The organism is Arthrobacter sp. CAN_C5, assembly GCF_017875735.1.
Classification (GTDB): Bacteria; Actinomycetota; Actinomycetes; order Actinomycetales; family Micrococcaceae; genus Arthrobacter_D.
Genome location: NZ_JAGGMZ010000001.1, coordinates 1291638 through 1311693, shown reverse-complemented (window position 1 = coordinate 1311693; position 20056 = coordinate 1291638). Strand labels below are relative to the sequence as shown.

Below are 20056 nucleotides of genomic sequence, written 5' to 3'. Positions count from 1 at the left end.
TAGGGGTATATCCCGACAGCTGTCCGAGCCTGCGAAAGCGAGTCCACCATGCCCCGCGGCGGCCCGCGCCTGCACCAGAGCCGGCGAGTCCACCTCGCGGGTGGCTATCTCGACGGCGGCGAGCAGTATGACCGGGTCAGACCTGGCTACCCGTCGGAGAGTGTCGACTGGTCAGTGCCGCACGGTGCGCAAGCAGCCGCCGATCTGGGCGCGGGTACCGGCCTCTTTACCGCCGAGCTGGTGAAGCGCGGGCTGCAGGTGACCGCCGTCGACCCCTCCAGCGACATGCTGGGGGTGCTCAGGGCGAAGCTCCCCCAGGTCACCACCGTGGTCGGCACCGCCGAATCGACCGGACTGGCCGTCGCCTCCACCGACCTGGTGACCATTGCACAAGCCTGGCACTGGCTTGATCCGGTCGCGGCTTCAGCGGAAGTGGCACGCATCCTGGTTCCCGGCGGACGGCTCGCCCTCCTCTGGAACCAGCTTGATGTGTCGGTCCCCTGGGTTCACCGGCTCAGCCGCATCATGCATGCCGGGGACGTCTACACCCCCGAGTACCAGCCCGCAATCGGCCCCGGGTTCGGGGTAGCGCAGCATTTGACCGCCCGGTGGAACCAGCAGCTGAGCACCACGGACATCATCGAACTGGCCAAATCCCGCAGCTACTACCGCCGCGCCAGCCCAGCCATCCGCGTGAAGGTGGAAGCCAACCTGGACTGGTACCTGCACGAGCATCTGGGATTCAACGGTGAGGCCGCGGTAGACCTGCCCTACTTCACCCATTCCTGGCGGGCTGACCGCAACTGATCAGGCCTGTCACTACTGTTAAGGCACGCCTATGAGTAGGATTTAGGTATGCCGAAATATTGTCTTCCGCTGGTCCTGGCGATGCTGCTTGCGGTCGCCGGTTGTGGCGCCAGTCCGGCAGCCCAGGTGAGGCCGGCCGACGACGATGATCGTCCCATGGTGTTGACGACCTTCACCGTTCTCGCCGATCTCGCCGACCAGGTCGGTGGAGGGCATGTCCGGGTCGAGTCCATCACGAAGGTCGGTGCGGAGATCCACGGTTACGATCCCACTCCCTCAGACCTGGTGAACGCCCAGGACGCCGACCTGATCCTGGACAACGGCCTGGGTCTTGAACGGTGGTTCGAGCGATTCCTGATCGCCGTCGACGCTCCGCGCGCAGTTCTCTCCGAGGGTGTGGAACCGGTCGACATCCGCTCCGGCAACTACAGTGGACTGGCCAACCCGCACGCCTGGATGTCCCCCCGTGCCGCACAGACCTACGTGGACAATATCGTGGCGGCGCTCACCGACCTCGATCCCGCCCACGCCAGGGACTTCGAGGCGAACGGTGCGCTGATCAAGGCCGAACTGCAGGGAATGCTCGACGACCTGCAAGCTGCCTTCGCCGACGGCGGCACCCCGGCCCTGGTCACCTGCGAGGGCGCCTTCTCCTACCTGGCTCGGGATGCCGGTCTTTACGAGTCGTTCATCTGGCCGGTCAATTCGGACGCTGAGGGCACACCCCGGCAGATCAAGGAAGTGATCGGGTTCGTCGAGGCCAACGAGGTGCCCACGGTGTTCTGCGAATCGACAGTCAACCCCTCGGCGCAGGAGCAGGTGGCCTTGGCCACTGGTGCGAATCTCTCGGGACCCCTGTATGTCGATTCGCTCTCGGGGCCGGACGGCCCGGTACCCACCTTCCTCGACCTCCTGCGCTACGACATTGCACTGATCACCGAAGGACTCGCCCCATGAGCTGGTACGCCCCCGCACACCCTGCGCCCTCCCCTGCCGACCTCCACCCGGTGGCCGCGCTGTCCGTCTCGGGACTCAACGTCAGCTACAACGAGGTGCAGGCGCTGATTGACGTTGACCTGACCGTCGAGCGGGCACGGATCTGCGGCCTGATCGGCGTCAACGGATCGGGCAAGTCGACACTCTTCAAATGCCTGATGGGCCTGGTGCAGCCCTCGGTGGGTACGGTGACACTCTTCGGCAAGGACCACCGCACCGCACGGCGCACCAATATGGTGGCCTATGTCCCCCAATCGGAGGATGTCGACTGGACCTTCCCGCTCTCGGTGGGAGATGTGGTCCTGATGGGCAGGTACGGGCGGATGGGGCCGTCCCGCCGGGCCGGCCGTGCCGACCGGGAGGCTGTAGACGAAGCGCTTGACCGGGTGGGCCTGACCGCGCAGCGTAGCCGGCAGATCGGGGAACTCTCCGGCGGGCAGAAGAAGCGCGCTTTCGTTGCCCGGAGCATCGCCCAGGATGCCCAGCTCCTCCTCCTGGATGAGCCCTTTGCCGGGGTGGACAAGTCCAGCGAAGCCACCTTGATCAGCCTCCTGAAGGAGCTCAGGGACGAGGGCCGGACGGCGCTGATCTCCACCCACGACCTCGCGGGGATCCCCGAACTCTGCGACGAGGCGGTGCTCCTGCATAACCGGGTCCTTGCCCATGGCCTGCCCGCAGAGGTGCTGACGCATGAAAAGCTGGCGCTCGCGTTCGGGCCGCTTCCCGGGGCCGCGTCCGGCCCCCGCCCTCCCTCACCGACCACCGAAAAGAACGAGGATTCGTGATGGAATTCCTGTCCTTCCTGACCGAACCGTTGCAGTATGGTTTCCTGACCCGGGCCCTGGTGGTCACGGTATGCGCAGCGGTGGTGGCGTCGGTGCTCTCCTGCTGGCTGATCCTGATGGGCTGGTCGCTGATGGGCGACGCCGTCTCGCACGCCGTCCTGCCGGGGGTTGCGCTGGCCTACATCATCGGGATCCCCTTCTCGATCGGCGCGTTCGTCTTCGGCGCCGGAGCCGTCGCCCTGATCGGTGTGGTGAAATCGACGACCAAGCTGAAGTCGGACACGGTGATCGGCGTCGTCTTCACCGGGCTGTTCGCCGTCGGGCTGGCGATCGTGTCCCGCACGCCGTCCCAGGTGGACCTGATGCACATCCTCTTCGGCAACGTCCTGGGCGTGACCGACGGTGAGCTCTGGCAGGTGGTCATCCTCGGCGCCCTGACCCTCGCCATCGTGTTGTACAAACGCCGGGATCTGACGTTGTTCGCTTTTGACCGCACCCACGCCCATGTGATCGGGCTGAACACCAAGGCTCTGTCCACCCTCCTGCTGGGCCTGATGGCGTTGAGCGTCGTCGTCGGGCTGCAGGCCGTCGGCATCATCCTGGTGGTGGCTATGCTCATCACCCCCGGTGCAACGGCGTTCCTCCTGACCCGCAGCTTCGACCGAATGCTGATCCTCGCCGCGAGCATCACCACCGTGGCGTCGGTGGCCGGTATCTACGCCAGCTACTACCTGGACATCTCGACGGGCGCTGCAGTGGTCCTGTCCCAATCGCTCGTCTTTGTGCTCGTCTACCTCTTCGCCCGCCGGACGGGAATCATCTGGCAGGCAGGCAACCGTCGTCGGTTGCGGCGTCCCACCACGCCGGACGACGTCGGAGAACCGGCCCGGCTGCAACCGACAGGAAGGGCCTGACCCATGGCCAAGCGCACTGCCGCAACACTGAGCGCAGGATCATCGAGCGTCCAGGACTATGTGAAGGTCATTTACTCGTTCACCGAATGGCAGGATCGTCCTGTCACAGCCTCGCAGCTGGCCGCCCGGTTGTCGGTGGCGAATTCCTCCGTCTCCGAGATGGTGCGCAAGCTGAGGGATCTGGGCCTTGCCCGCCATGAACCGTATGGTGCGGTGGAGCTGACGGGTGACGGGCGGCAGCTGGCCCTGGCGATGGTACGCCGGCACCGGCTCCTGGAGACCTTTCTGGTCAGCGAGCTGGGATACAGCTGGGACGAGGTGCACGACGAAGCAGAGCTGCTGGAACATACGGTCTCCGACACCTTCATCGAACGGCTGGACCGGAAACTTTCCCACCCCACCCGGGACCCGCACGGGGATCCCATCCCCACCGCTGATGGAAGGATCACCCTGCCCACCGCTCACCTGCTGAAGGATCTTGACGACGGCCACCCTGGACGGATTACGCGGATCAGCGACGCGAACCCCGACCTGCTGCGGTTTCTTGCCTCGGAATCCATCGACCTGGATATACCGGTACGCGTGGTGGAGCGTAAACCCTTCGGTGGTCCGCTGGTGGTTGCCGTGGGTGGGATAGCAGATGCCAGGACGTACGACTTCGGCGAGGAGCTGACCCAGGCGCTCTGGATCGAGACGGATGGAGTCCACACCGGCTGCCGGCTCGCCGAACCCGCACGGGTGTAGCCCCGGGTGCTGCGTCAGCCGCCCGCCAGTAGAGAGCCGACGGCCAGACCGGCCCCCGCGGCGAGAAGAGCCAGGGTGGCGGTGCCCATCGCATTGATCAGGCCGCGACCCACCCGTCCGCTCTGCAGCAGTCTGACGGTTTCGATGCTGGCGGTGCTGAACGTAGTGAACCCGCCCAGGAATCCGACGCCGGCAATCATTTCTGGGTCGAGCGGCATGCCACCGCGCAGGCCCAGCCCGGCCAGGATCCCCAGCAGCCCCGACCCGACCACGTTAATTGCCACGGTGCCCCACGGAATGGCTGTCCGGAACCGGGATCTCACCACGCCGTCCAGCATGAATCGGGTCACAGCGCCACATCCGCCCGCCGCACCGACCAGAAGTATCAGGAGCACGCTCATGGCCTGGCTCCGCCCTGGTGGGGGCGCGGCCGGCTGGCGCGGCGTCGGTGCAGCGCCGACGCTGCGGCGATCCCCGCGAAGCTCAGCAGGATCCCGCCCATCACGCTGATTCCGACATACAGGGCAGCCCACCCGAGATCCCCGTCGATTCCCAAACCGACGGCCTCGATGGCGAACGTACTGTAGGTGGTGAAACCACCGAGCAGCCCGGTGCCGAGGAGTAGACGGGCGGACCGACGTTTTCCACGGTCCGGTCCGGTCCGCAGGAGCGCTTCGAGCAACAGACCCAGCAGGAAAGCGCCGACCAAGTTGATGGCCAGGGTGGGCAGCGGGAGGCCCAACGGCCTGGGGACAACCCCCTCCAGCCAGTATCTGCACAGGGTTCCGGCCATTCCTCCGAGGAAGACAAGGAGAAGAAGAGCCGGTCGCCAATGGGGATGGCGCTCCAGCGGCGCCGGCGTCGTCACACTGGACACGGTTGGACGGGAGTGCATCAGCGCCCACCCTGCGGATGGGAGGGGGCAGCGGGAACCACCAGGACCGGCGTTGGCTGGTGGTGGGCGAGGTGGGCGGCCACCGAACCTGTGAGAAGATTCCCCATCCGGCGTGCCACGGTCTGGCGGCGCGCTCCCACCACGATCATGAACGCCCCCGCCGTCTCAGCTGCCTGCGCAAGCTCATGCGCTGCCTCGCCGCGGGCCACCCGGTAGCTCCATCCGATCCCGGCTTCGGCGAGTCCGGCGCTGAGCACGGATTCGAGGTGCGCCGACCTGGAGTCGTCGTCCTCGACGTCGGGGTCGATCGAGGCGAAATGCTCCCCGCCGTCGGGCTCCTGCCACCGGAACCCGGCGGGGTCGACGTAGACGAAAGCGACAGTGGTGTCCAGTGCGCGCGCCAGGGTGATTGCGGTATCGAGAACCGCCCGGTCCTGACCCGGCATCACCCCGACCAGCAGGGGGCCTCGAACGGAATTCACGGTGTACCTGCCTCTATCGAGTGCCAAGGCGGGAACCATCAGCCCTTGTGGCGGTTCGGGCAGGGCCCCGGCGGGATCCATCGCCGTTGCCTCGACTATAGCGGATTGGTCCGCCGGCTCGATGGAGCCGCAGCGCGTCACAGTATTATCGACCGGCCAACAAATGCAATGATCACTACATGACAACGCTGGGGATTGAAGAAGAGTACCTCCTGCTGGACCCGACGTCGGGATTGCCTGTCTATAAGGCCAACGAGGTGCAGGCGTTACTGGAACAGTCATCGACGATCGAGGCGGAGGACATCCAGCGTGAGCTCCTGGGCTGCCAGCTGGAAACTGCGACGCCGGTCTGCACCACCCTCACCGAGGCCGAGGAATCGTTGCTGCACTTCAGGCGACGGATCTCCGCGGCGGCGCGGAAGGCCGGGGTGCGCGCCACCGGGTCGGCGACAGCCCCGCGGATCGAGTCCGCGTATCCCACCTTGACCGACAAGCAGCGCTACCACGAACTCCGGGCGAGCGCCCGCGGTATTGTCGCGGACCAGTTCGTGAACGGCTTGCATGTGCACGTGGGCATCCCGGACAAGGAAACCGGGGTACAGGCCTTGAACCGGATCCGGCCCTGGCTCCCGGTCATCACCGCCCTGAGCACCAACTCGCCGTTCTGGCTGGACCGGGACAGCGGCTTCGCCAGTTGGCGGGTGGTGCACTACCGCCGGTGGCCGGTGCAGGGCTGCCCCCCGGTATTCGCCGATGCCGCCGGCTACGAACGCCGGATTGAACGGCTGGTAGCCACCGGCGTCATCATCGACCGCGGGGTGCTGACCTGGATGGCGCGGCTCTCCGACACGTATCCCACCCTCGAGGTGCGGGCCGGCGACGCCCAGCTGGAGGCACAGGATTCGGTGCTGCAGGCGGCCCTGGTCCGGGGGCTGGTATCCACCGCCATCCGCGAGGCGGAGGCAGGACTGCCGTTCCTGGACCCGGACCCTGAGCTGCTCGATGCGGCCATGTGGCAGGCTGCCCGGCATGGACTGGCCGGAGACCTGGTGGACCTTCACACGGGCGATCTGATTCCGGCCCGCGAGCAGATGGACCGGTTGCTGGGCTACACGTCTGACGCAGTCGACAAAGAGGGCGACGCCGACTGGATCGCCGCTGGCCTGGCGACTGTCTGGGAGCGCGGGACGGGCGCTGAACGGCAGCGCCGGGCGATGGAGGGCGGCGGAATGGCCGCGCTACTGGATCTGTACAGCGAAACCCTCACCGCCGAACGCTAACCCGGCTTCTGGTTGGCCTTACCCTCCGCAAGACGCTGCACCGTCCGTTTGATGCGAGCCTCCCGGGTCGCCGGGCGCTTGGCCGCCGCGATCCACAGGCCGTATTCGCGCTGGCGGGAGTAGGACAGGGCCCTGAACGCATCCACTTCGCCCCCGGCGACCAGGGCATCCACCACGTCGTCGGCGAGGGCCACCACCCGTTCACTGGTGTCGAGGGTGAGGGAAACCCGCACCGTGTCACCGGCGGCCTTCCCGATTTCTTCCTGCACATCGGAGCGCACCAGCAACAGATGCGCGTCGCCGTAGGTGACCAGTGAACCGCGGTAGCCAACACCGTCGAACGCTGCCATCACCGGCACGCGCCCGCTTGCGCCAAAGGTTTCGGGCACACTGTGCGGAAACTCAACGTACGCTGCCGAGCCGACGACAGCCGAGCGCTGAATAATCGCGTCGAACTCGATGGGGCCGGGATCTCGGAATTGGGCCATTTCAGAAGCTTAGCGAACCCGTCTACCGAATGGCCGTCCGCAACAGGCGCGCCTCCCACGGTTGGAGGCGCAGCGGATCCTGGGCCGGGTAGTTTCCCAGCACCACTTCGCCCTCGCCAAGCTCCGGCGGCAGGGCGAGCTCCTCCCCCGACACGTTGCCGAGCACGGTGAGCGTCTCGCCGTCGTGGGTGCGGGTGAAGGCGTACAGTGTGCGGTGGGATTCCTCAATCAGGGTGAAGGTGCCGAGCCGCACGACCGCGCTGTCGTGGCGCAGCTTGATGAGCCGCTGGTAGTACCCGTAGATGGACCGGTCGGCCGATCGATCGGTGTCGGCGTTGATGGTCGGATAGTTCGGGTTGACGGCCAGCCACGGTTCGCCCGTGGTGAATCCCGCGTGCGGGCCGGCGGTCCACTGCATCGGTGTCCGGGCGTTGTCCCGGCTCATGATGCGGATCATCCCCAGCACCTGCTCGGGGTCGCGGCCCAGCGCGGTGGTGGCTTCGTTGTAGTAATTGATGGACTCGAGGTCCCGGAAGTCCCCGATCGTGGTGAATGGGACGTTCGTCATCCCCAGTTCCTCCCCCTGGTAGATGTAGGGGGTCCCCCGGTGGAGGTGGAGCAGCGTAGCCCACAGGGTGGCTGATTCGTACCGGTAGCGGGTGTCGTCGCCAAACCTGGACACCAGCCGCGGCTGGTCGTGGTTGTTCAGGTACAGACTGTTCCAACCGGTGTCAGCAAGGCCCTTCTGCCAGCGGTTCCAGGACGTTTTCAGGTCCTGAAGGTCCAGCCCCCGGTAATCCCATTTGCCGCCCGGCCCGTAGTCCAGTCCCACATGCTCGAACTGGAAGATCATGTCCAGTTCCTGGCGGGCGGGATCGGTGAAGAGCCGGGCCTCTTCAAGGGTTGCACCGGGCATCTCGCCCACCGTCATCAGGTCGGCAGTCCTGCCGCTGAACACTTCGCGGTGCATCTCCTGGAGGTAGTCGTGAATCCGCGGTCCGGAAATGAAGTGCGGAGCGCCGTCGCCCCAGAGCCCACCGGCGGGCACCACGCCGTCGGGCAGGGCAGGATCCTTGGAAATGTAGTTGATGACGTCCATCCGGAAACCGTCGACGCCCAGGTCAAGCCACCAGTTCATCATTTCGTAGACAGCCGACCGGACTTCAGCGTTTTCCCAGTTGAGGTCCGGCTGCTGGGGTGCAAACAGGTGCAGGTAGTACTGTCCGGAGGCCGGGTCGAGCGTCCAGGCAGGTCCGCTGAAAGCCGATCCCCAGTTGGTCGGTTCAGCACCCGGCTCGCCGGCGGTGAACCCCTCCCGGGGATCCCGCCACCAGTACCAGTCCCGTTTGGGCGAGTCGATCGAGGAGGATGCCTCCCTGAACCACTCGTGGTCGTTGGAGGTGTGGTTGACCACCAGATCCATCACCAGTTTCATGCCCCGGTGATGCGCTCCCGCCAGGAGCTCGCTGAACTGCTCGAGGGTGCCGAACGCGGGGTCGATCCTGCGGTAATCGCTGATGTCATACCCGTTGTCGTGCTGCGGCGACTGGTAGACGGGAGACAGCCACAGCACGTCCACCCCGAGTTCCGCCAGATAATCAAGCTTGCCGATGATTCCGCCGAGGTCCCCGACGCCGTCGCCGTCGGAATCTGCGAAGCTGCGTGGATAGACCTGATAGACGACGGCGTGGGTCCACCAGGCGGGCTGGTCCTGGATCGGGGCGGTGTTCATGGGGACGATCCTCTCACGGGACCTGCCGGACCTCGATCAGGACGGATTGTTCGGGGAACAGCACCGGTGCCTGGACTCCAGTGGAACCCAGGAGGCGTCCGGAGAGGACCAGGGGCGTTCCGGCCCGCGCTGCCTCGGACCAGTCCAGGGGTGAATGGCCGGCGTCGGGATGCTGCAGCGCGCCGGCGGCCGGGGCAAGCGTATACCTCGCCGCGGGGTCAAGACCCGGCAGCCGGATCCTCCCGGGCGGGTAGGAAGAGCTGGATGCGCTGAGGGTGTAGGCATACAGCGCAGCGGTGCGGTCTGGAGCGACGATTCCGCGCAGGTCCATGGCAGGGTCCGGGAGGTCGGCATGGACTACCTGGCCGGTGTGGAGCAGTTCCCGCCATCGCTTGTGCAGGGCAATCCAGGACGCGAGGTCGGCGGTGTCCTCCTCGGCCAGCTCGGCAATGTCCCACTCAACCCCGTAGTGCCCGAACACCGCAGTAGCCGCCCTGAACGCCAGCGAGTGGGCGCGGTGGGTGGAGTGGGATACCGGACCGCCGATGTGCATTCCCATGAGTTCCGGAGCGACCAGCAGCCCGGTGTATTTCTGGATGACCAAGCGCTCCAGCGGGTCGATACAGTCACTCGTCCAGATCCGGTCGGTGCGGGTCAGGACGCCCAGGTCCACCCGGCCACCGCCCGAGGCGCAACTTTCGATCTCCAGCGCGGGATGGCGACGTTTGAGCTCGTCCAGCAACCGATACAGTGCCCGCACGTTGCGGTGAACTGCGGCGGCACCCGATCCGGCGGTGCCCGCCTCCATCAGGTCCCGGTTGTGGTCCCACTTGATGTAGGCAATATCGTGGGCCGCCAGGATGGCGTCCATCCGCTCCAGGATGTAGTCCCAGGCCTCGGGAATGGCCAGGTTGAGTACCTGCTGCTGGCGGGCCGACGGCGGCAGCCGCCCCGCAGCCTGCAGGATCCAGTCGGGGTGCGCGCGCGCCAGGTCGGAGTCCGGGTTGATCATCTCGGGTTCGAACCACAACCCGAACTCCATGCCGAGCGAGCGCACATGGTCGATGAGGGGGTCCAGCCCGTCGGGCCACACGCCGTCGTCGACAAACCAGTCCCCCAGACCGGCCGTGTCGTCGCGCCGCCCCCGGAACCAGCCGTCGTCGAGCACAAACCGCTCGATACCCACCTCGGCTGCCTTGTCCGCGAGCCGGGTGAGCCGGGTGTGGTCATGATCGAAATAGACGGCTTCCCAGGTGTTCAGCGTGACCGGTCGTGCCCGGCGTGGATGGGAGGGCCGGTCACGCTGCTCCCGGTGGAACCGCTGAGCCAGCTGGTTGAGCCCGTACCCCCAGGAACCAAGCGCATCCGGAGCGTCGTAGGTTTCACCTGGCTGAAGCAGGATCTCCCCGGGCAGGAGCAACTCTCCAGCGGCGATGAACGCGGCACCCGTGGGAGTCTTCTCCACCAGCAGCTGGTGGTTGCCGCTCCAGGCGCAGTGGACGGCGTGGACCTCGCCCGATTCGAAGCGAAAGGCCGACTCGCCGGCGGCTAGCAGGAGGGTCGCGTCGAGCCCGGGGCGGCCCCGACGGCTCTCCCGTCGATAGGTGCCGGTGGTGAGGGTGTGTCGCTGGGGGCTGCGCTCGCGCAGGTGGCGGCCGGTGGTGTCGAGAATGTCCACTGCCGACGACGGGACCGGGAACACCGCGAGCAGCGAGCCTACCTCACAGGGGGTCTGGCCTTCGTTCGTCAGGTGGAGCCGCTGCCGGAGCAGGCCCGCCCCGGTGACAGTGACAGTACCGTCGAGGCGAAGGCCGGCGTGGGGATCCGACGCGGTGAACCGCAATTCGCTCCCCGTGGAGGACACGTTGGTGGTGGTGAGCCGGGGAAACAGCACCAGGCCTTCGCGGGTACCGGTCAGGCCGGGGGTGCCCTGCCAGCCGAGCGACTCCTGCGGCACGAGGGTCAGCTGGGCCGGCGTGTCGAGACCGCCCGAGACCCGCTGCGGCCGGGAGGCGGTGGCGAAGTCCTCGAGGTTGCCCTGCTCTCCCAGTTCCTCGCCCCAGTACAGAATGGCGGGGAGGCCGGCGGTCGAGGTGTCGATGATGACACTGGTGCCACCGTTGGTGAGGTGGAGGACGGGTGCGGAATTCATTAGTTATTTTTATCGTAAAAGTAATTGGGGGGTCAAGGTGGTGAAGCTGGGAACCCCGGCCCGATGGTTAACGCCCCTCGTTGCGCCTGACCATCCCCATGATGAGGAATATCAATCCGACGGCCAACGGGATCAGGGTGTACAGCGTATGGGTGCCACCGATGAAACTCATGTAAAAAATGAAAATGAAGGTTCCGATCACCAGGATCAAGCCCGTGGTGACCAGGGCGCGGCCGCGATTGGGCGGCGGCAGCGGAGGAAGCCACGGTGGCGGATCATCCGTCCAGTTCATACAGATCAGTGTACGGCTGGCAGGCAGGTGTTGACGCCACAGTGTCATGTGCACCGTATCTTCTGTACCGGAGCCTAGAGCCTGGCGCCTTAACGACCAAACGTCCCTCCCCCAAAGGGTAAGGACGTTTGGCCGTAAATCCAGGCGGGACTTTTGTGTGGAGATGGCGGGAATTGAACCCGCGTCCGATGCAGTGTAGTCAGGGCTTCTCCGGGCGCAGTTTGCGTCGGTTTTTCTCAGCTTCAGCAGTTCTGCAAACAGACTGCTGCCAAGCTCAGTTACATAAGTGTCCCCCTGAAACCTGTAACAAGTTTCAGGAGCAGTGGCCCTCTAAATGACGCCAGGATCCGGGACGAGAGCATTCCCGGGCTGACGGACTTGGTCTTACTGCTTAGGCAGCGAGAGCGAAGTCAGTGCGTTTTTGTTCGGCACTTATATTTTTACAAGGAGCGTTTACGAGATAGCCTTGTAAATCCTCGGCCCGCTTCCCCTGTCGCGACTAACATCGTCGAAACCTGTCATCCCCGTGTGTAGTTATCAATTGTGGTGCATCCCGGTTGCCCGGATATCCAAGTATAACGCACCATCATGGACGAGGTATTCCCGGCTAGAAGGTAATCCCAAAAATCACAATCGGGGACTGCCACAGCGATACCACCACAAATGACACCGCCACGAATGCGAGCCCGACGGCGGCCAGCGCCGTCGTTGCCGCCTGTTTGCGCTTGAAGCTCCACCAGAACACCACCACGTTCATCAGGACGAGCAGCGGTGCCACCCAGATGATCAGCTGCGCCAGGTACAGATAGATCAGGAGGAAGAAGGGAATCAGCGCGAAGATCCCCACCGGGACAATCGCGAGCAGGAGCAGCAGGTCGATCAGGGCGACGACAGTGACCCACCAGGGCCTGCGGTACCGTAACTCGGACTCGTCGGGATCCTCGCCAGGTTCCTGGGCCTCCCAGAAAACATCGCTCATACCTCAGGTGCCCCGGTTTTTCTCACGCATGTCGCGCAGAGCCTCGCGATTGTCCTGCTTCTCCCGCAGGGTCTGTCGCTTGTCGTAGTCCCGCTTACCGCGGGCGACGGCGATTTCCACCTTCGCGCGGCCGTTGAGGAAGTACAACTGCAACGGAACCAGGGTGAACCCGCTCTCGCGGATCCGCTGGGAAATACGGGTGAGTTCGTCACGGTGCAGCAGCAATTTGCGACGGCGTCGGGCGGCGTGATTGGTCCAGCTACCCTGCGTGTACTCGGGAATGTGGATGCCCTCGAGCCAGAGTTCATCGTTGTAGAAGATGGCGAACCCGTCCACCAGGGAGGCGCGCCCGGCGCGGAGTGACTTCACCTCGGTGCCCATCAGGGCAAGGCCAGCCTCATACGTGTCCAGCACCTCGTAGTCATGCCGGGCCTTCCGATTGGTGGCCACTACTTTTCGGCCACTTTCCTTGGGCACGGTACAACTCCTTTTGCAGGTGGGCGGCTCCACGGCTTACCACCGGGAGGCAACGAACGGTCCCTCCAGTCTAGTGCGTCGGGTCCTACAGCAGGCCCAGCGGGTCGACGAGGCTGCCGTTGAGCTGCGTTTCAAAGTGCAGGTGGCAGCCGTTGGAGTTGCCGGTGGTACCCGTGCGGCCTATCAGTTGGCCGGCGCTGACCTTCTGCCCTACCGACACGTTAAAGCTGGACAGGTGGTAGTAATTGGTCGCCAGGGCGTTCCCCTGCAGTACGCCATGGTTAATGACAACCCGGTTGCCAGCACCGGTTACTGCGTTGGAGTCGGCATACCAGACCTCGCCGGCGGCCGCCGCGTACAGCGGTGTGCCACACCCCACGCCGTAGTCGATCCCGGTGTGCCGGTAACCGCCGGAGCCGTCAAAGTCGATCGTGCCCACCGGTGTCGCACGCCACCCGAAGCCAGAGGAAACGGGACCGCTAACCGGTGCCCGCAGTCCGAAGGCGGAGGGATCGCCAGACTCGATGGGAGCGATGGGGCCTACCGTCGCAGGAACAACAGCGGCGGGCTCTACGGGTGCCGGTGCCGGCCGCCGGGCCGCAGCAGCGGCCGCGGCTGCCGCTGCGTTCTCGGCGGCAGCCTTTTCAGCCGCAGCCTGGGCGCGGCGTTCGGTCTCGATCCGGGCCCGCTCCTCGGCCTCGGCGCGGAGCCGGGCTTCCTCGCGTTTGCGCGCCTCCTCGATCAGCCGGGCCTGCCTCGCAGCGATGTCAGCGGTGACCTTCTGATGTGCGGATTCCACCTCGGCCAGCTGGGCCTCGATCACTGGCTTCTGTTCCTGGAGCTGCTCAGACAATTCAGAGGTGTCCGCCACGAGGGCATCGACCTTACTCTTTTGCGTTGCTGCTTCGTCGCGGGCTATCTGTTCCGCGGCGAGTGCCTCCTCCGCCTGCGCCTGAAGGTCGAGGATCTCAGCCTCGACGGCGATCAGACGCGCCTCTGAGCTGAGGTTGATCGCGTTTTGCTGGGAAAGCTGATCGAGGGCGGCGTTCTGGCTGCGCAGGGCCTGGTCGACCATGTCGATTGAGTTGGTGAGGCTTTCCGAGCCTTCCGAACCAAAGAGCAGTGACAGGTTCGAGGGCACTCCCCCGTTCTTGTAGGCCTGGGTAGCGATTTGCCCGATCATCTCCCGGGTTTCGCCCATCGCCTCCTGGTCGAGGTCAATCTGCTCGTTGATCTTGTTCTTTGTTTCTTGCGCAAGGTCGACCCGCTGGGTCAGCGCGGTTACCTGGCTGGTTGCCGATTCGACGCGCCCCTGCGCATCCGCCAAGGCCTGCTGGGCTGCGGGCAATTGTCCCTGGAAGACCCGGAGCTGGGCGATCGTTTTAGCAATGTCGGCATCGAGGTACTCGATCGACTGCTGAACATCTTCGATTTCCTGCTCGAGAGCGCTCTGCCGGTTATCAAGTTCATCAGCAAAGACTGGTGCACTGAAGCCAAACGCCAACGCCACAATCACCGCGACCGATGTGCCGACAACGGCTTTGGTCGCGACTGATTGATTGGCCGGCGAGAACGGCCAAGATTTAAGGGCAAGCATAGGCTCTCTTTCTTTGCTGGACATCACTCTAAACCCTCAAATAGCGTCTGAGAGTGAGAAGTGACGACACTCCGGCAAGAACTCCACCCAACAAAATGAGCAGTGGGGCCAAAAGAAGCACCTCGGATGAGGAAATAAATGCGGTTTCCGGATACATCTCTGCGAGCACACCGTTGAGGGCGAAGTGGGCGAGAGCCCACAGTGTGCCGGTGGCCAACAGCCCACCAATCACCGCGGCAATCACCCCTTCCAGCACGAACGGGAGCTGGATGACGGCCTTACTGGCGCCCACCAGACGCATAATTCCGGTCTCGCGGCGTCTACTGAACGCCGAAAGTCGAATAGTAGTTGCCACCAGCAACACCGCGCAGAGCAGCATAACGCCGGCTATGGTCAACGCGATCGCCGACGCAACATTCATGTAGGTGAAAAGCCGTTCCAGCAATTCCCTCTGGTCGCTGACCACGTCAACCCCGGGCGTCGAGGAAAAGGCTTCGTTGATGACCTCATATTTCTCGGGGTCCACCAGGTTGACCCTGAACGATTCGGGCAGCTGGTCCTCTGTTACCGAATCAACAATCGGTGAATTGGCAAACTGATCCTGGAAATGGCCGAGCGCTTCTTCCTGGGATTCGTACTCGACCGTTGAGACGTACGCGCTGAAGGAGTCCGATTCGAGGATCGCTTCGATGTCGTCGCGCTGGTCGTCGGTGACCGGGCCTGCGGCACAGCTCGGCGAGGTGGAATTATCCACGCAGAGGAACACGGCAACCTGAACGCGGTCGTACCAGTAGCCCTTCATCTGGTTGATCTGCAGTTGCAGCAGGCCCGCCGCACCCACGAAGGTCAGGGAGATAAAGGTGACCAGAATAATCGAGACGACCATCGCCAGGTTCCTGCGCAGGCCGGATCCCAGCTCGCCGAGGACGAAAGCGAACCTCATTGCGCTGGTACCCCGGTCTCGCCGATATAGATGCCCTGGGCGTCGTCGCGTACCACCGACCCATTGTGGAGCTCGACCACCCGCTTCCGCATCGTATTCACGATGTCGTCGTCGTGAGTGGCCATCACCACGGTGGTGCCGTTGGAGTTGATCTTGTCCAGCACTTTCATGATGCCCATGGACGTGGTGGGGTCGAGGTTTCCCGTGGGCTCATCGGCCAGCAGGATGCCTGGCCGGTTCACGATGGCCCGGGCAATCGCGACGCGTTGCTGCTCGCCACCGGAGAGCTCATGGGGCATCCTGTTGTTCTTGCCCTCAAGGCCCACCGTCTGCAGCACGTCGGGCACTGTCTCCCTGATGACGGCGCGGCTTTTCCCGATCACCTGCATCGCGAACGCGACGTTGGCGAAAACGGTCTTGTTGGGCAGCAGCCGGAAGTCCTGGAACACCACGCCGATCCCGCGGCGCAGCTTGGGAACGCGCCAGCTGGGAATGTTGGCGACGTTCTGGCCTGCCACGTACACGGATCCACGCGACACCCGGTCCTCCTTGAGGACCAGGCGGATGAACGTGGACTTGCCGGACCCTGAGGCCCCGACCAGGAAAACGAACTCCCCACGGTCCACTTCGAGGCTGACGGCGTCGAGAGCAGGCCGTGACTTGTTGTCGTAGACCTTGGTGACAGTGTCGAATCTAATCATGACTACTTTGCGCCCATAGGAAGCTGCCAGTGCACGGGCATTTGCTGGGGGAAAGAAGTACCGGCCTCTGAACTATAGCGACGCCCTTGTGCGTTGACTGCTCATCACGGCGGTGTGTCGCTTTGGTGTCGGTCTACTCCGCGGGAGCACTGCGGTTATTGGCCCGCCACCGGATTCCGGCATCGATGAAGTCGTCGATCTCACCGTCAAACACCGCCGAGGTGTTGCCCACCTCGTGCTCGGTCCGGAGGTCCTTGACCATTTGATACGGATTGAGGACGTACGAGCGCATCTGGTCACCCCACGACGCCTTCACATCGCCGGCCATCGCCTTCTTTTCAGCGTTTTCCGCTTCCTGCATCTGCAGCAGCAGACGGGACTGGAGCACCCTCAGTGCCGCGGCACGGTTTTGCAGTTGGGATTTCTCATTCTGCATCGACACCACAATGCCCGTGGGGATGTGGGTCAGGCGGACCGCCGAGTCAGTGGTGTTGACCGACTGGCCGCCGGGGCCGGAGGACCTGAACACGTCCACCTTGATCTCGTTGTCGGGAATCTCCACAGAGTCGGTTTGTTCGATGAGCGGGATGACTTCGACGGCGGCGAAGGATGTCTGGCGGCGCCCCTGGTTGTCGAAGGGGCTGATTCGCACGAGCCGGTGCGTTCCGGCTTCCACGGAGAGGGTGCCGAAGGCGTAGGGCGCTTTCACCTCGAAGGTGGCGGACTTCAGGCCGGCTTCCTCCGCATAGGAGGTGTCCAGCACCTGGGTGGGATACCCGTGGCGTTCGGCCCAGCGCAGGTACATGCGGAGCAGCATCTCGGCGAAATCGGCAGCGTCCACTCCACCAGCACCCGAACGGATGCTGACCACCGCTTCCCGTTCGTCGTACTCCCCCGCCAGCAGGGTTACCACCTCAAGCCGATCCAGTGAGGCGCTCAACGAGGTAAGTTCCTTGACGGATTCCTCCCGGGAGGCCTCGTCGTCCTCGTCCTGGGCCAGTTCCACCAGGACTTCGAGGTCCTCGATGCGTGAGTGAAGGGTTTCCAGGCGCTCCAGCGCAGACTGGCGGTGGGACAGCCGGGAGGTGATTTTCTGGGCGGCAGCAGGATCGTCCCACAGGTTGGGCTCCCCCGCCTGTTCGCTGAGTTCAGCAATGTCAGTGCGGATCGCCTCCACATCAGCGACCTGTTCGATGTTGGCGTACTTGGTGCGGAGCGCGCGGATTTCTGCGGGAAAATCGATGTTTGCCATGATTGATCCAGCCTACGTCATGGCGCCGGACTCACGTGGTGACCCCTGCGGGTAATCGGCCGGGTGACTTGGTGCGTGGTGGCTAGCTCAGGGGGCCCAGATGGGTGCGCTCCATGGCATCGGCGGCGACGGCCGCCGGGCCTTCACGCATCAGGTGCCGCTGGTGATCGGCCCCCGATCCGTGTTGCACGATCCTGCGCAGCAACCCGTTCACCGTGGCCTCGTCGTCGTACTCCCGCAGGATTGGTTGTACCCGTGTGATCAGCAGGTTGATTGCGTCAGCGGCGTCGCAGAGCCCTCCATCCACCGGGTTGACGAGTGGTCCTCCGAGCCCGTATCTGCTGGCCGTCCAGCTGGCGGCCCGGAGATCCGCAGCCGTGGCGACGGGTGCCGGCTCTCCTGCCCGCCACGCCCGCGCCCCGTCTTCGACCAGCGCGCGGGTCAAGGCTGCGATCAGGACGGCGTCGCCCGCGTAGAGGCAGACGTCGCAGATTCGGACCTCCACTGTCGGGTGTTTGCGCGCCAACCGCGCATCGGTATAGAACATGCCTTCGTCGAGGATCACGCCGCCGTCGAGACGCGTCTGGATCAACTTCTGATACGCCCGCACCGAGCCGAACGGCTCGTAGGTACCGGAGGTGGGCCAGCGGAGGTTCAGGGGATAGCGGTAGCTGGCATATCCGCTGTCCACCCCGTTCCAGTAGGGTGAATTGGCGCTGAGCGCCAGCAGGATGGGCAGCCACACCCGGATCCGGTCCAGGACGGCGACGCCCTCCTCTGGGGACTCGATTGACACGTGCACATGGAACCCGCAGGTGAGGTGCTCTGCGAGCGCCAGCCCGTAGAGATCCCGCATCCGTTCATACCTGCCCTCGGGCGCGAGCCTGAGCGTCCCCGGGTGGACGCTGGTGGCGAGCGCTGCCACCCTGGCACCATACTGGCGAGCTGCACGGTCCGCCTGGCGACGGCCGCCGTGGATTGCCGCCGCCAGGTCCCTCAGGTCGGCGTAGGGCTGGCTGATTACCTCCAGCTGTTGCTGCTGCAGTTCCAGGGACAACTCGCTGGTGTCGTCGTCGTCGGGCGCCACCTCGGAAAGAACCAGCGGCGAGAGAGCCGCCGGGCGCCCGGTGTGCTCATCGAGCAGGAGGAGTTCTTCCTCCACGCCGAACGTCCTGCCCGCCCGGGTACCGGAGGGGGTGACGTCTCCTGTGGACACTGCCTCCCCTCCTCTTCTTCGTGCCAGGGGGCTGGATGCGGATAACCCAGGGCTTAGGAAGAAGCGTCCTCAGAACCAAGAAGGGTGTCAAGGGTCGCCGGAGACCCTTGAGGTTGGCGGGCCCCAGTGCACCCCCACCTGTGGGGGCCAAGGCCCGAGCCGGAATGCCGGCAGCGGTGGAATAAGCACCCCCCGTTCACCCGTTCCATGGGTAGGCGAGGATCGGGTACCGGTAATCGGGGATGGGTGAGAGGGAAGCATGCTGAAAACTGTGGTGATTGGGGCCGGCCAGGCCGGTCTCTCGGCCGCCTACCACCTGCGACGGCAGGGACTCGAGCCCGAGAGGGACTTCGTGGTGCTGGATGCCAATCCAGGCCCGGGCGGCGCGTGGCGGCACCGCTGGCCATCGCTCACCTTCGGGACTGCCCATAATATTCATGACCTGCCGGGACTTGCGCTCGGCGTCCCCGACCCCACCGAGCCGGCGTCGGACGTGGTCAGCCGCTACTACGGCGCTTATGAGCGGAAGTTCGAGCTACCGGTACACCGCCCGGAGGTCGTCCGGGAGGTCGTGTCCGACTCCACCGACGGTCCGCTGCGGGTCGTCACCGGATCGGCCAGCCGGGATACCGAGCTGATCATCAACGGCACCGGCACCTGGGACCGCCCCTACTGGCCCTACTATCCGGGCCGCGAACTGTTCCTCGGCTCTCAGCTCCACACCCATGACTTCCGGTCGGCGGAGGAGTTCAAAGGACTACACGTGGTGGTGGTGGGTGCCGGGACGTCCGCTGCCCAGTTCCTTCTCCAGCTCACCGCGGCCGGTGCCACCACCACCTGGGTCACGCGCCGCCCGCCGGCGTTCACCGGGCGCGAGTTCAACGCCGAATGGGGCAGGGAGGTCGAAGCGTCTGTCAACGAACGCACGGCGGCGGGACTTCCACCGGCCAGCGTGGTCTCGACGACTGGGCTGCCGCTGACCCGCCAGTATCAGGACGGGATTGACGCCGGGATCCTCATCTCTGCCGGTGGAATGCGTTCGATCACGCCCGAGGGGGTTCTCCTTGAGAGCGGAAGAGAGATCCGGGCGGACGCCATCCTGTGGGCCACCGGGTTCAGGGCGGCGCTGGATCATCTGGCTCCCTTGAAACTGCGGGAACCTGGAGGCGGCATCCGGATGGATGGGGTCCATGTCATCAAGGATCCCCGGGTGCTCTTGGTGGGCTATGGAGCCTCCGCTTCCACACTGGGAGCCACCCGCGCCGGCAGGGCTGCCGCGGTTGCGGCCGTGAAGCGCCTCGACAAGGTCACAGCCAGCACCTGA

The 20056-nt window shown here is 64.8% G+C and carries 21 protein-coding genes, 1 other RNA gene and 1 riboswitch; of the genes, 7 read left to right on the top strand and 15 right to left on the bottom strand.

Features of this window, described 5'->3' with window-relative positions; genetic code table 11:
- The first annotated feature begins 48 nt into the window (after positions 1–48).
- From H4V95_RS06210 to H4V95_RS06190, 5 genes are read left to right on the top strand one after another with little or no spacing between them, the layout of a single operon-like run.
- Positions 49–807, top strand: a complete 759-nt coding sequence (locus tag H4V95_RS06210) for a class I SAM-dependent methyltransferase (RefSeq protein WP_209729418.1) — start codon at positions 49–51, stop codon at positions 805–807.
- A 48-nt stretch (positions 808–855) separates the two neighbouring features.
- Positions 856–1764: a metal ABC transporter solute-binding protein, Zn/Mn family gene (locus H4V95_RS06205; RefSeq protein WP_209729416.1), complete on the top strand. Its 909-nt coding sequence runs from the start codon at positions 856–858 to the stop codon at positions 1762–1764.
- Entirely contained in the window at positions 1761–2588 is an 828-nt protein-coding gene (locus H4V95_RS06200; protein ID WP_209729414.1) for a metal ABC transporter ATP-binding protein, read from the top strand. Before H4V95_RS06205 ends, H4V95_RS06200 begins: the two co-directional genes overlap by 4 nt.
- Positions 2588–3502, top strand: a complete 915-nt coding sequence (locus tag H4V95_RS06195; protein WP_196865734.1) for a metal ABC transporter permease — start codon at positions 2588–2590, stop codon at positions 3500–3502. Before H4V95_RS06200 ends, H4V95_RS06195 begins: the two co-directional genes overlap by 1 nt.
- Positions 3503–3505: 3 nt before the next feature.
- Positions 3506–4246, top strand: coding sequence for a metal-dependent transcriptional regulator (locus H4V95_RS06190; protein WP_196865733.1), 741 nt, complete (start codon positions 3506–3508; stop codon positions 4244–4246).
- A gap of 14 nt (positions 4247–4260) precedes the next feature.
- On the opposite strand, the gene H4V95_RS06185 is transcribed toward H4V95_RS06190, so the two are convergent.
- From H4V95_RS06185 to H4V95_RS06175, 3 genes are read right to left on the bottom strand one after another with little or no spacing between them, the layout of a single operon-like run.
- Positions 4261–4647 carry a CrcB family protein gene (locus tag H4V95_RS06185; RefSeq protein ID WP_209729412.1) on the bottom strand — a complete coding sequence of 129 codons (387 nt, stop codon included), beginning with the start codon at positions 4645–4647 and terminating at the stop codon, positions 4261–4263.
- Complete coding sequence (locus H4V95_RS06180) at positions 4644–5141, bottom strand: CrcB family protein (RefSeq protein WP_209729410.1); 498 nt, start codon at positions 5139–5141, stop codon at positions 4644–4646. The genes H4V95_RS06185 and H4V95_RS06180 overlap by 4 nt, the downstream gene beginning before the upstream one ends.
- The gene (locus tag H4V95_RS06175; RefSeq protein WP_209729408.1) at positions 5141–5623 is read right to left on the bottom strand and encodes a universal stress protein; all 483 of its coding nucleotides are present in this window, start codon (positions 5621–5623) and stop codon (positions 5141–5143) included. Before H4V95_RS06175 ends, H4V95_RS06180 begins: the two co-directional genes overlap by 1 nt.
- A gap of 22 nt (positions 5624–5645) precedes the next feature.
- A riboswitch (Fluoride riboswitch) is annotated at positions 5646–5717 on the bottom strand.
- Positions 5718–5802: 85 nt separating this feature from the next.
- On the opposite strand from H4V95_RS06175, the gene H4V95_RS06170 reads away from it, so the two are divergent.
- Positions 5803–6903 carry a glutamate--cysteine ligase gene (locus H4V95_RS06170; protein ID WP_209729406.1) on the top strand — a complete coding sequence of 367 codons (1101 nt, stop codon included), beginning with the start codon at positions 5803–5805 and terminating at the stop codon, positions 6901–6903.
- On the opposite strand, the gene H4V95_RS06165 is transcribed toward H4V95_RS06170, so the two are convergent.
- The 12 genes from H4V95_RS06165 to H4V95_RS06110 all read right to left on the bottom strand — a co-directional run bounded on the left by H4V95_RS06165 (position 6900) and on the right by H4V95_RS06110 (position 18732).
- Complete coding sequence (locus H4V95_RS06165; RefSeq protein WP_209729404.1) at positions 6900–7391, bottom strand: YdeI/OmpD-associated family protein; 492 nt, start codon at positions 7389–7391, stop codon at positions 6900–6902. The genes H4V95_RS06170 and H4V95_RS06165 overlap by 4 nt on opposite strands.
- 22 nt (positions 7392–7413) lie before the next feature.
- Positions 7414–9123, bottom strand: coding sequence for an alpha-glucosidase (locus tag H4V95_RS06160; protein ID WP_209729402.1), 1710 nt, complete (start codon positions 9121–9123; stop codon positions 7414–7416).
- A gap of 13 nt (positions 9124–9136) precedes the next feature.
- On the bottom strand, positions 9137–11275 hold the full coding sequence (locus H4V95_RS06155; RefSeq protein ID WP_209729400.1) for an alpha-galactosidase: 2139 nt from the start codon (positions 11273–11275) through the stop codon (positions 9137–9139).
- A gap of 67 nt (positions 11276–11342) precedes the next feature.
- Entirely contained in the window at positions 11343–11615 is a 273-nt protein-coding gene (locus H4V95_RS06150) for a hypothetical protein (protein ID WP_209729398.1), read from the bottom strand.
- Between the two features lie 107 nt (positions 11616–11722).
- Positions 11723–12093: a transfer-messenger RNA gene (gene ssrA / locus H4V95_RS06145) on the bottom strand.
- Between the two features lie 81 nt (positions 12094–12174).
- On the bottom strand, positions 12175–12546 hold the full coding sequence (locus H4V95_RS06140) for a hypothetical protein (protein ID WP_209729396.1): 372 nt from the start codon (positions 12544–12546) through the stop codon (positions 12175–12177).
- 3 nt (positions 12547–12549) lie between these two features.
- On the bottom strand, positions 12550–13023 hold the full coding sequence (gene smpB / locus H4V95_RS06135; RefSeq protein ID WP_196865723.1) for an SsrA-binding protein SmpB: 474 nt from the start codon (positions 13021–13023) through the stop codon (positions 12550–12552).
- 85 nt (positions 13024–13108) lie between these two features.
- The gene (locus tag H4V95_RS06130; protein ID WP_209729394.1) at positions 13109–14620 is read right to left on the bottom strand and encodes a M23 family metallopeptidase; all 1512 of its coding nucleotides are present in this window, start codon (positions 14618–14620) and stop codon (positions 13109–13111) included.
- 28 nt (positions 14621–14648) lie between these two features.
- Positions 14649–15563 (bottom strand): permease-like cell division protein FtsX, encoded by a 915-nt coding sequence (ftsX, locus tag H4V95_RS06125; RefSeq protein WP_209729392.1) that lies wholly within the window; start codon positions 15561–15563, stop codon positions 14649–14651.
- Positions 15560–16264: a cell division ATP-binding protein FtsE gene (ftsE, locus tag H4V95_RS06120; protein ID WP_209729390.1), complete on the bottom strand. Its 705-nt coding sequence runs from the start codon at positions 16262–16264 to the stop codon at positions 15560–15562. Before ftsE ends, ftsX begins: the two co-directional genes overlap by 4 nt.
- A gap of 133 nt (positions 16265–16397) precedes the next feature.
- The gene (gene prfB, locus H4V95_RS06115) at positions 16398–17516 is read right to left on the bottom strand and encodes a peptide chain release factor 2 (protein WP_196865719.1); all 1119 of its coding nucleotides are present in this window, start codon (positions 17514–17516) and stop codon (positions 16398–16400) included.
- An 82-nt stretch (positions 17517–17598) separates the two neighbouring features.
- Complete coding sequence (locus tag H4V95_RS06110) at positions 17599–18732, bottom strand: glutamate--cysteine ligase (RefSeq protein ID WP_209729388.1); 1134 nt, start codon at positions 18730–18732, stop codon at positions 17599–17601.
- A gap of 259 nt (positions 18733–18991) precedes the next feature.
- Here H4V95_RS06110 and H4V95_RS06105 point away from each other — a divergent pair, with 259 nt between their 5' ends.
- On the top strand, positions 18992–20056 hold the full coding sequence (locus H4V95_RS06105; RefSeq protein ID WP_209729386.1) for an FAD-dependent oxidoreductase: 1065 nt from the start codon (positions 18992–18994) through the stop codon (positions 20054–20056).

What these genes read in the sequence shown, in the direction of transcription:
- H4V95_RS06165 (WP_209729404.1), bottom strand. Translation starts at nt 7,391, where the DNA reads ATGGCCCAATTCCGAGATCCCGGCCCCATCGAGTTCGACGCGATTATT.
- H4V95_RS06140 (WP_209729396.1), bottom strand. Translation starts at nt 12,546, where the DNA reads ATGAGCGATGTTTTCTGGGAGGCCCAGGAACCTGGCGAGGATCCCGAC.
- H4V95_RS06130 (WP_209729394.1), bottom strand. Translation starts at nt 14,620, where the DNA reads ATGCTTGCCCTTAAATCTTGGCCGTTCTCGCCGGCCAATCAATCAGTC.
- H4V95_RS06210 (WP_209729418.1), top strand. Translation starts at nt 49, where the DNA reads ATGCCCCGCGGCGGCCCGCGCCTGCACCAGAGCCGGCGAGTCCACCTC.
- ftsX (WP_209729392.1), bottom strand. Translation starts at nt 15,563, where the DNA reads ATGAGGTTCGCTTTCGTCCTCGGCGAGCTGGGATCCGGCCTGCGCAGG.
- H4V95_RS06195 (WP_196865734.1), top strand. Translation starts at nt 2,588, where the DNA reads ATGGAATTCCTGTCCTTCCTGACCGAACCGTTGCAGTATGGTTTCCTG.
- H4V95_RS06190 (WP_196865733.1), top strand. Translation starts at nt 3,506, where the DNA reads ATGGCCAAGCGCACTGCCGCAACACTGAGCGCAGGATCATCGAGCGTC.
- H4V95_RS06105 (WP_209729386.1), top strand. Translation starts at nt 18,992, where the DNA reads ATGCTGAAAACTGTGGTGATTGGGGCCGGCCAGGCCGGTCTCTCGGCC.
- H4V95_RS06160 (WP_209729402.1), bottom strand. Translation starts at nt 9,123, where the DNA reads ATGAACACCGCCCCGATCCAGGACCAGCCCGCCTGGTGGACCCACGCC.
- H4V95_RS06200 (WP_209729414.1), top strand. Translation starts at nt 1,761, where the DNA reads ATGAGCTGGTACGCCCCCGCACACCCTGCGCCCTCCCCTGCCGACCTC.
- H4V95_RS06170 (WP_209729406.1), top strand. Translation starts at nt 5,803, where the DNA reads ATGACAACGCTGGGGATTGAAGAAGAGTACCTCCTGCTGGACCCGACG.
- H4V95_RS06185 (WP_209729412.1), bottom strand. Translation starts at nt 4,647, where the DNA reads ATGAGCGTGCTCCTGATACTTCTGGTCGGTGCGGCGGGCGGATGTGGC.
- prfB (WP_196865719.1), bottom strand. Translation starts at nt 17,516, where the DNA reads ATGGCAAACATCGATTTTCCCGCAGAAATCCGCGCGCTCCGCACCAAG.
- H4V95_RS06155 (WP_209729400.1), bottom strand. Translation starts at nt 11,275, where the DNA reads ATGAATTCCGCACCCGTCCTCCACCTCACCAACGGTGGCACCAGTGTC.
- H4V95_RS06205 (WP_209729416.1), top strand. Translation starts at nt 856, where the DNA reads ATGCCGAAATATTGTCTTCCGCTGGTCCTGGCGATGCTGCTTGCGGTC.
- H4V95_RS06180 (WP_209729410.1), bottom strand. Translation starts at nt 5,141, where the DNA reads ATGCACTCCCGTCCAACCGTGTCCAGTGTGACGACGCCGGCGCCGCTG.
- ftsE (WP_209729390.1), bottom strand. Translation starts at nt 16,264, where the DNA reads ATGATTAGATTCGACACTGTCACCAAGGTCTACGACAACAAGTCACGG.
- H4V95_RS06150 (WP_209729398.1), bottom strand. Translation starts at nt 11,615, where the DNA reads ATGACACTGTGGCGTCAACACCTGCCTGCCAGCCGTACACTGATCTGT.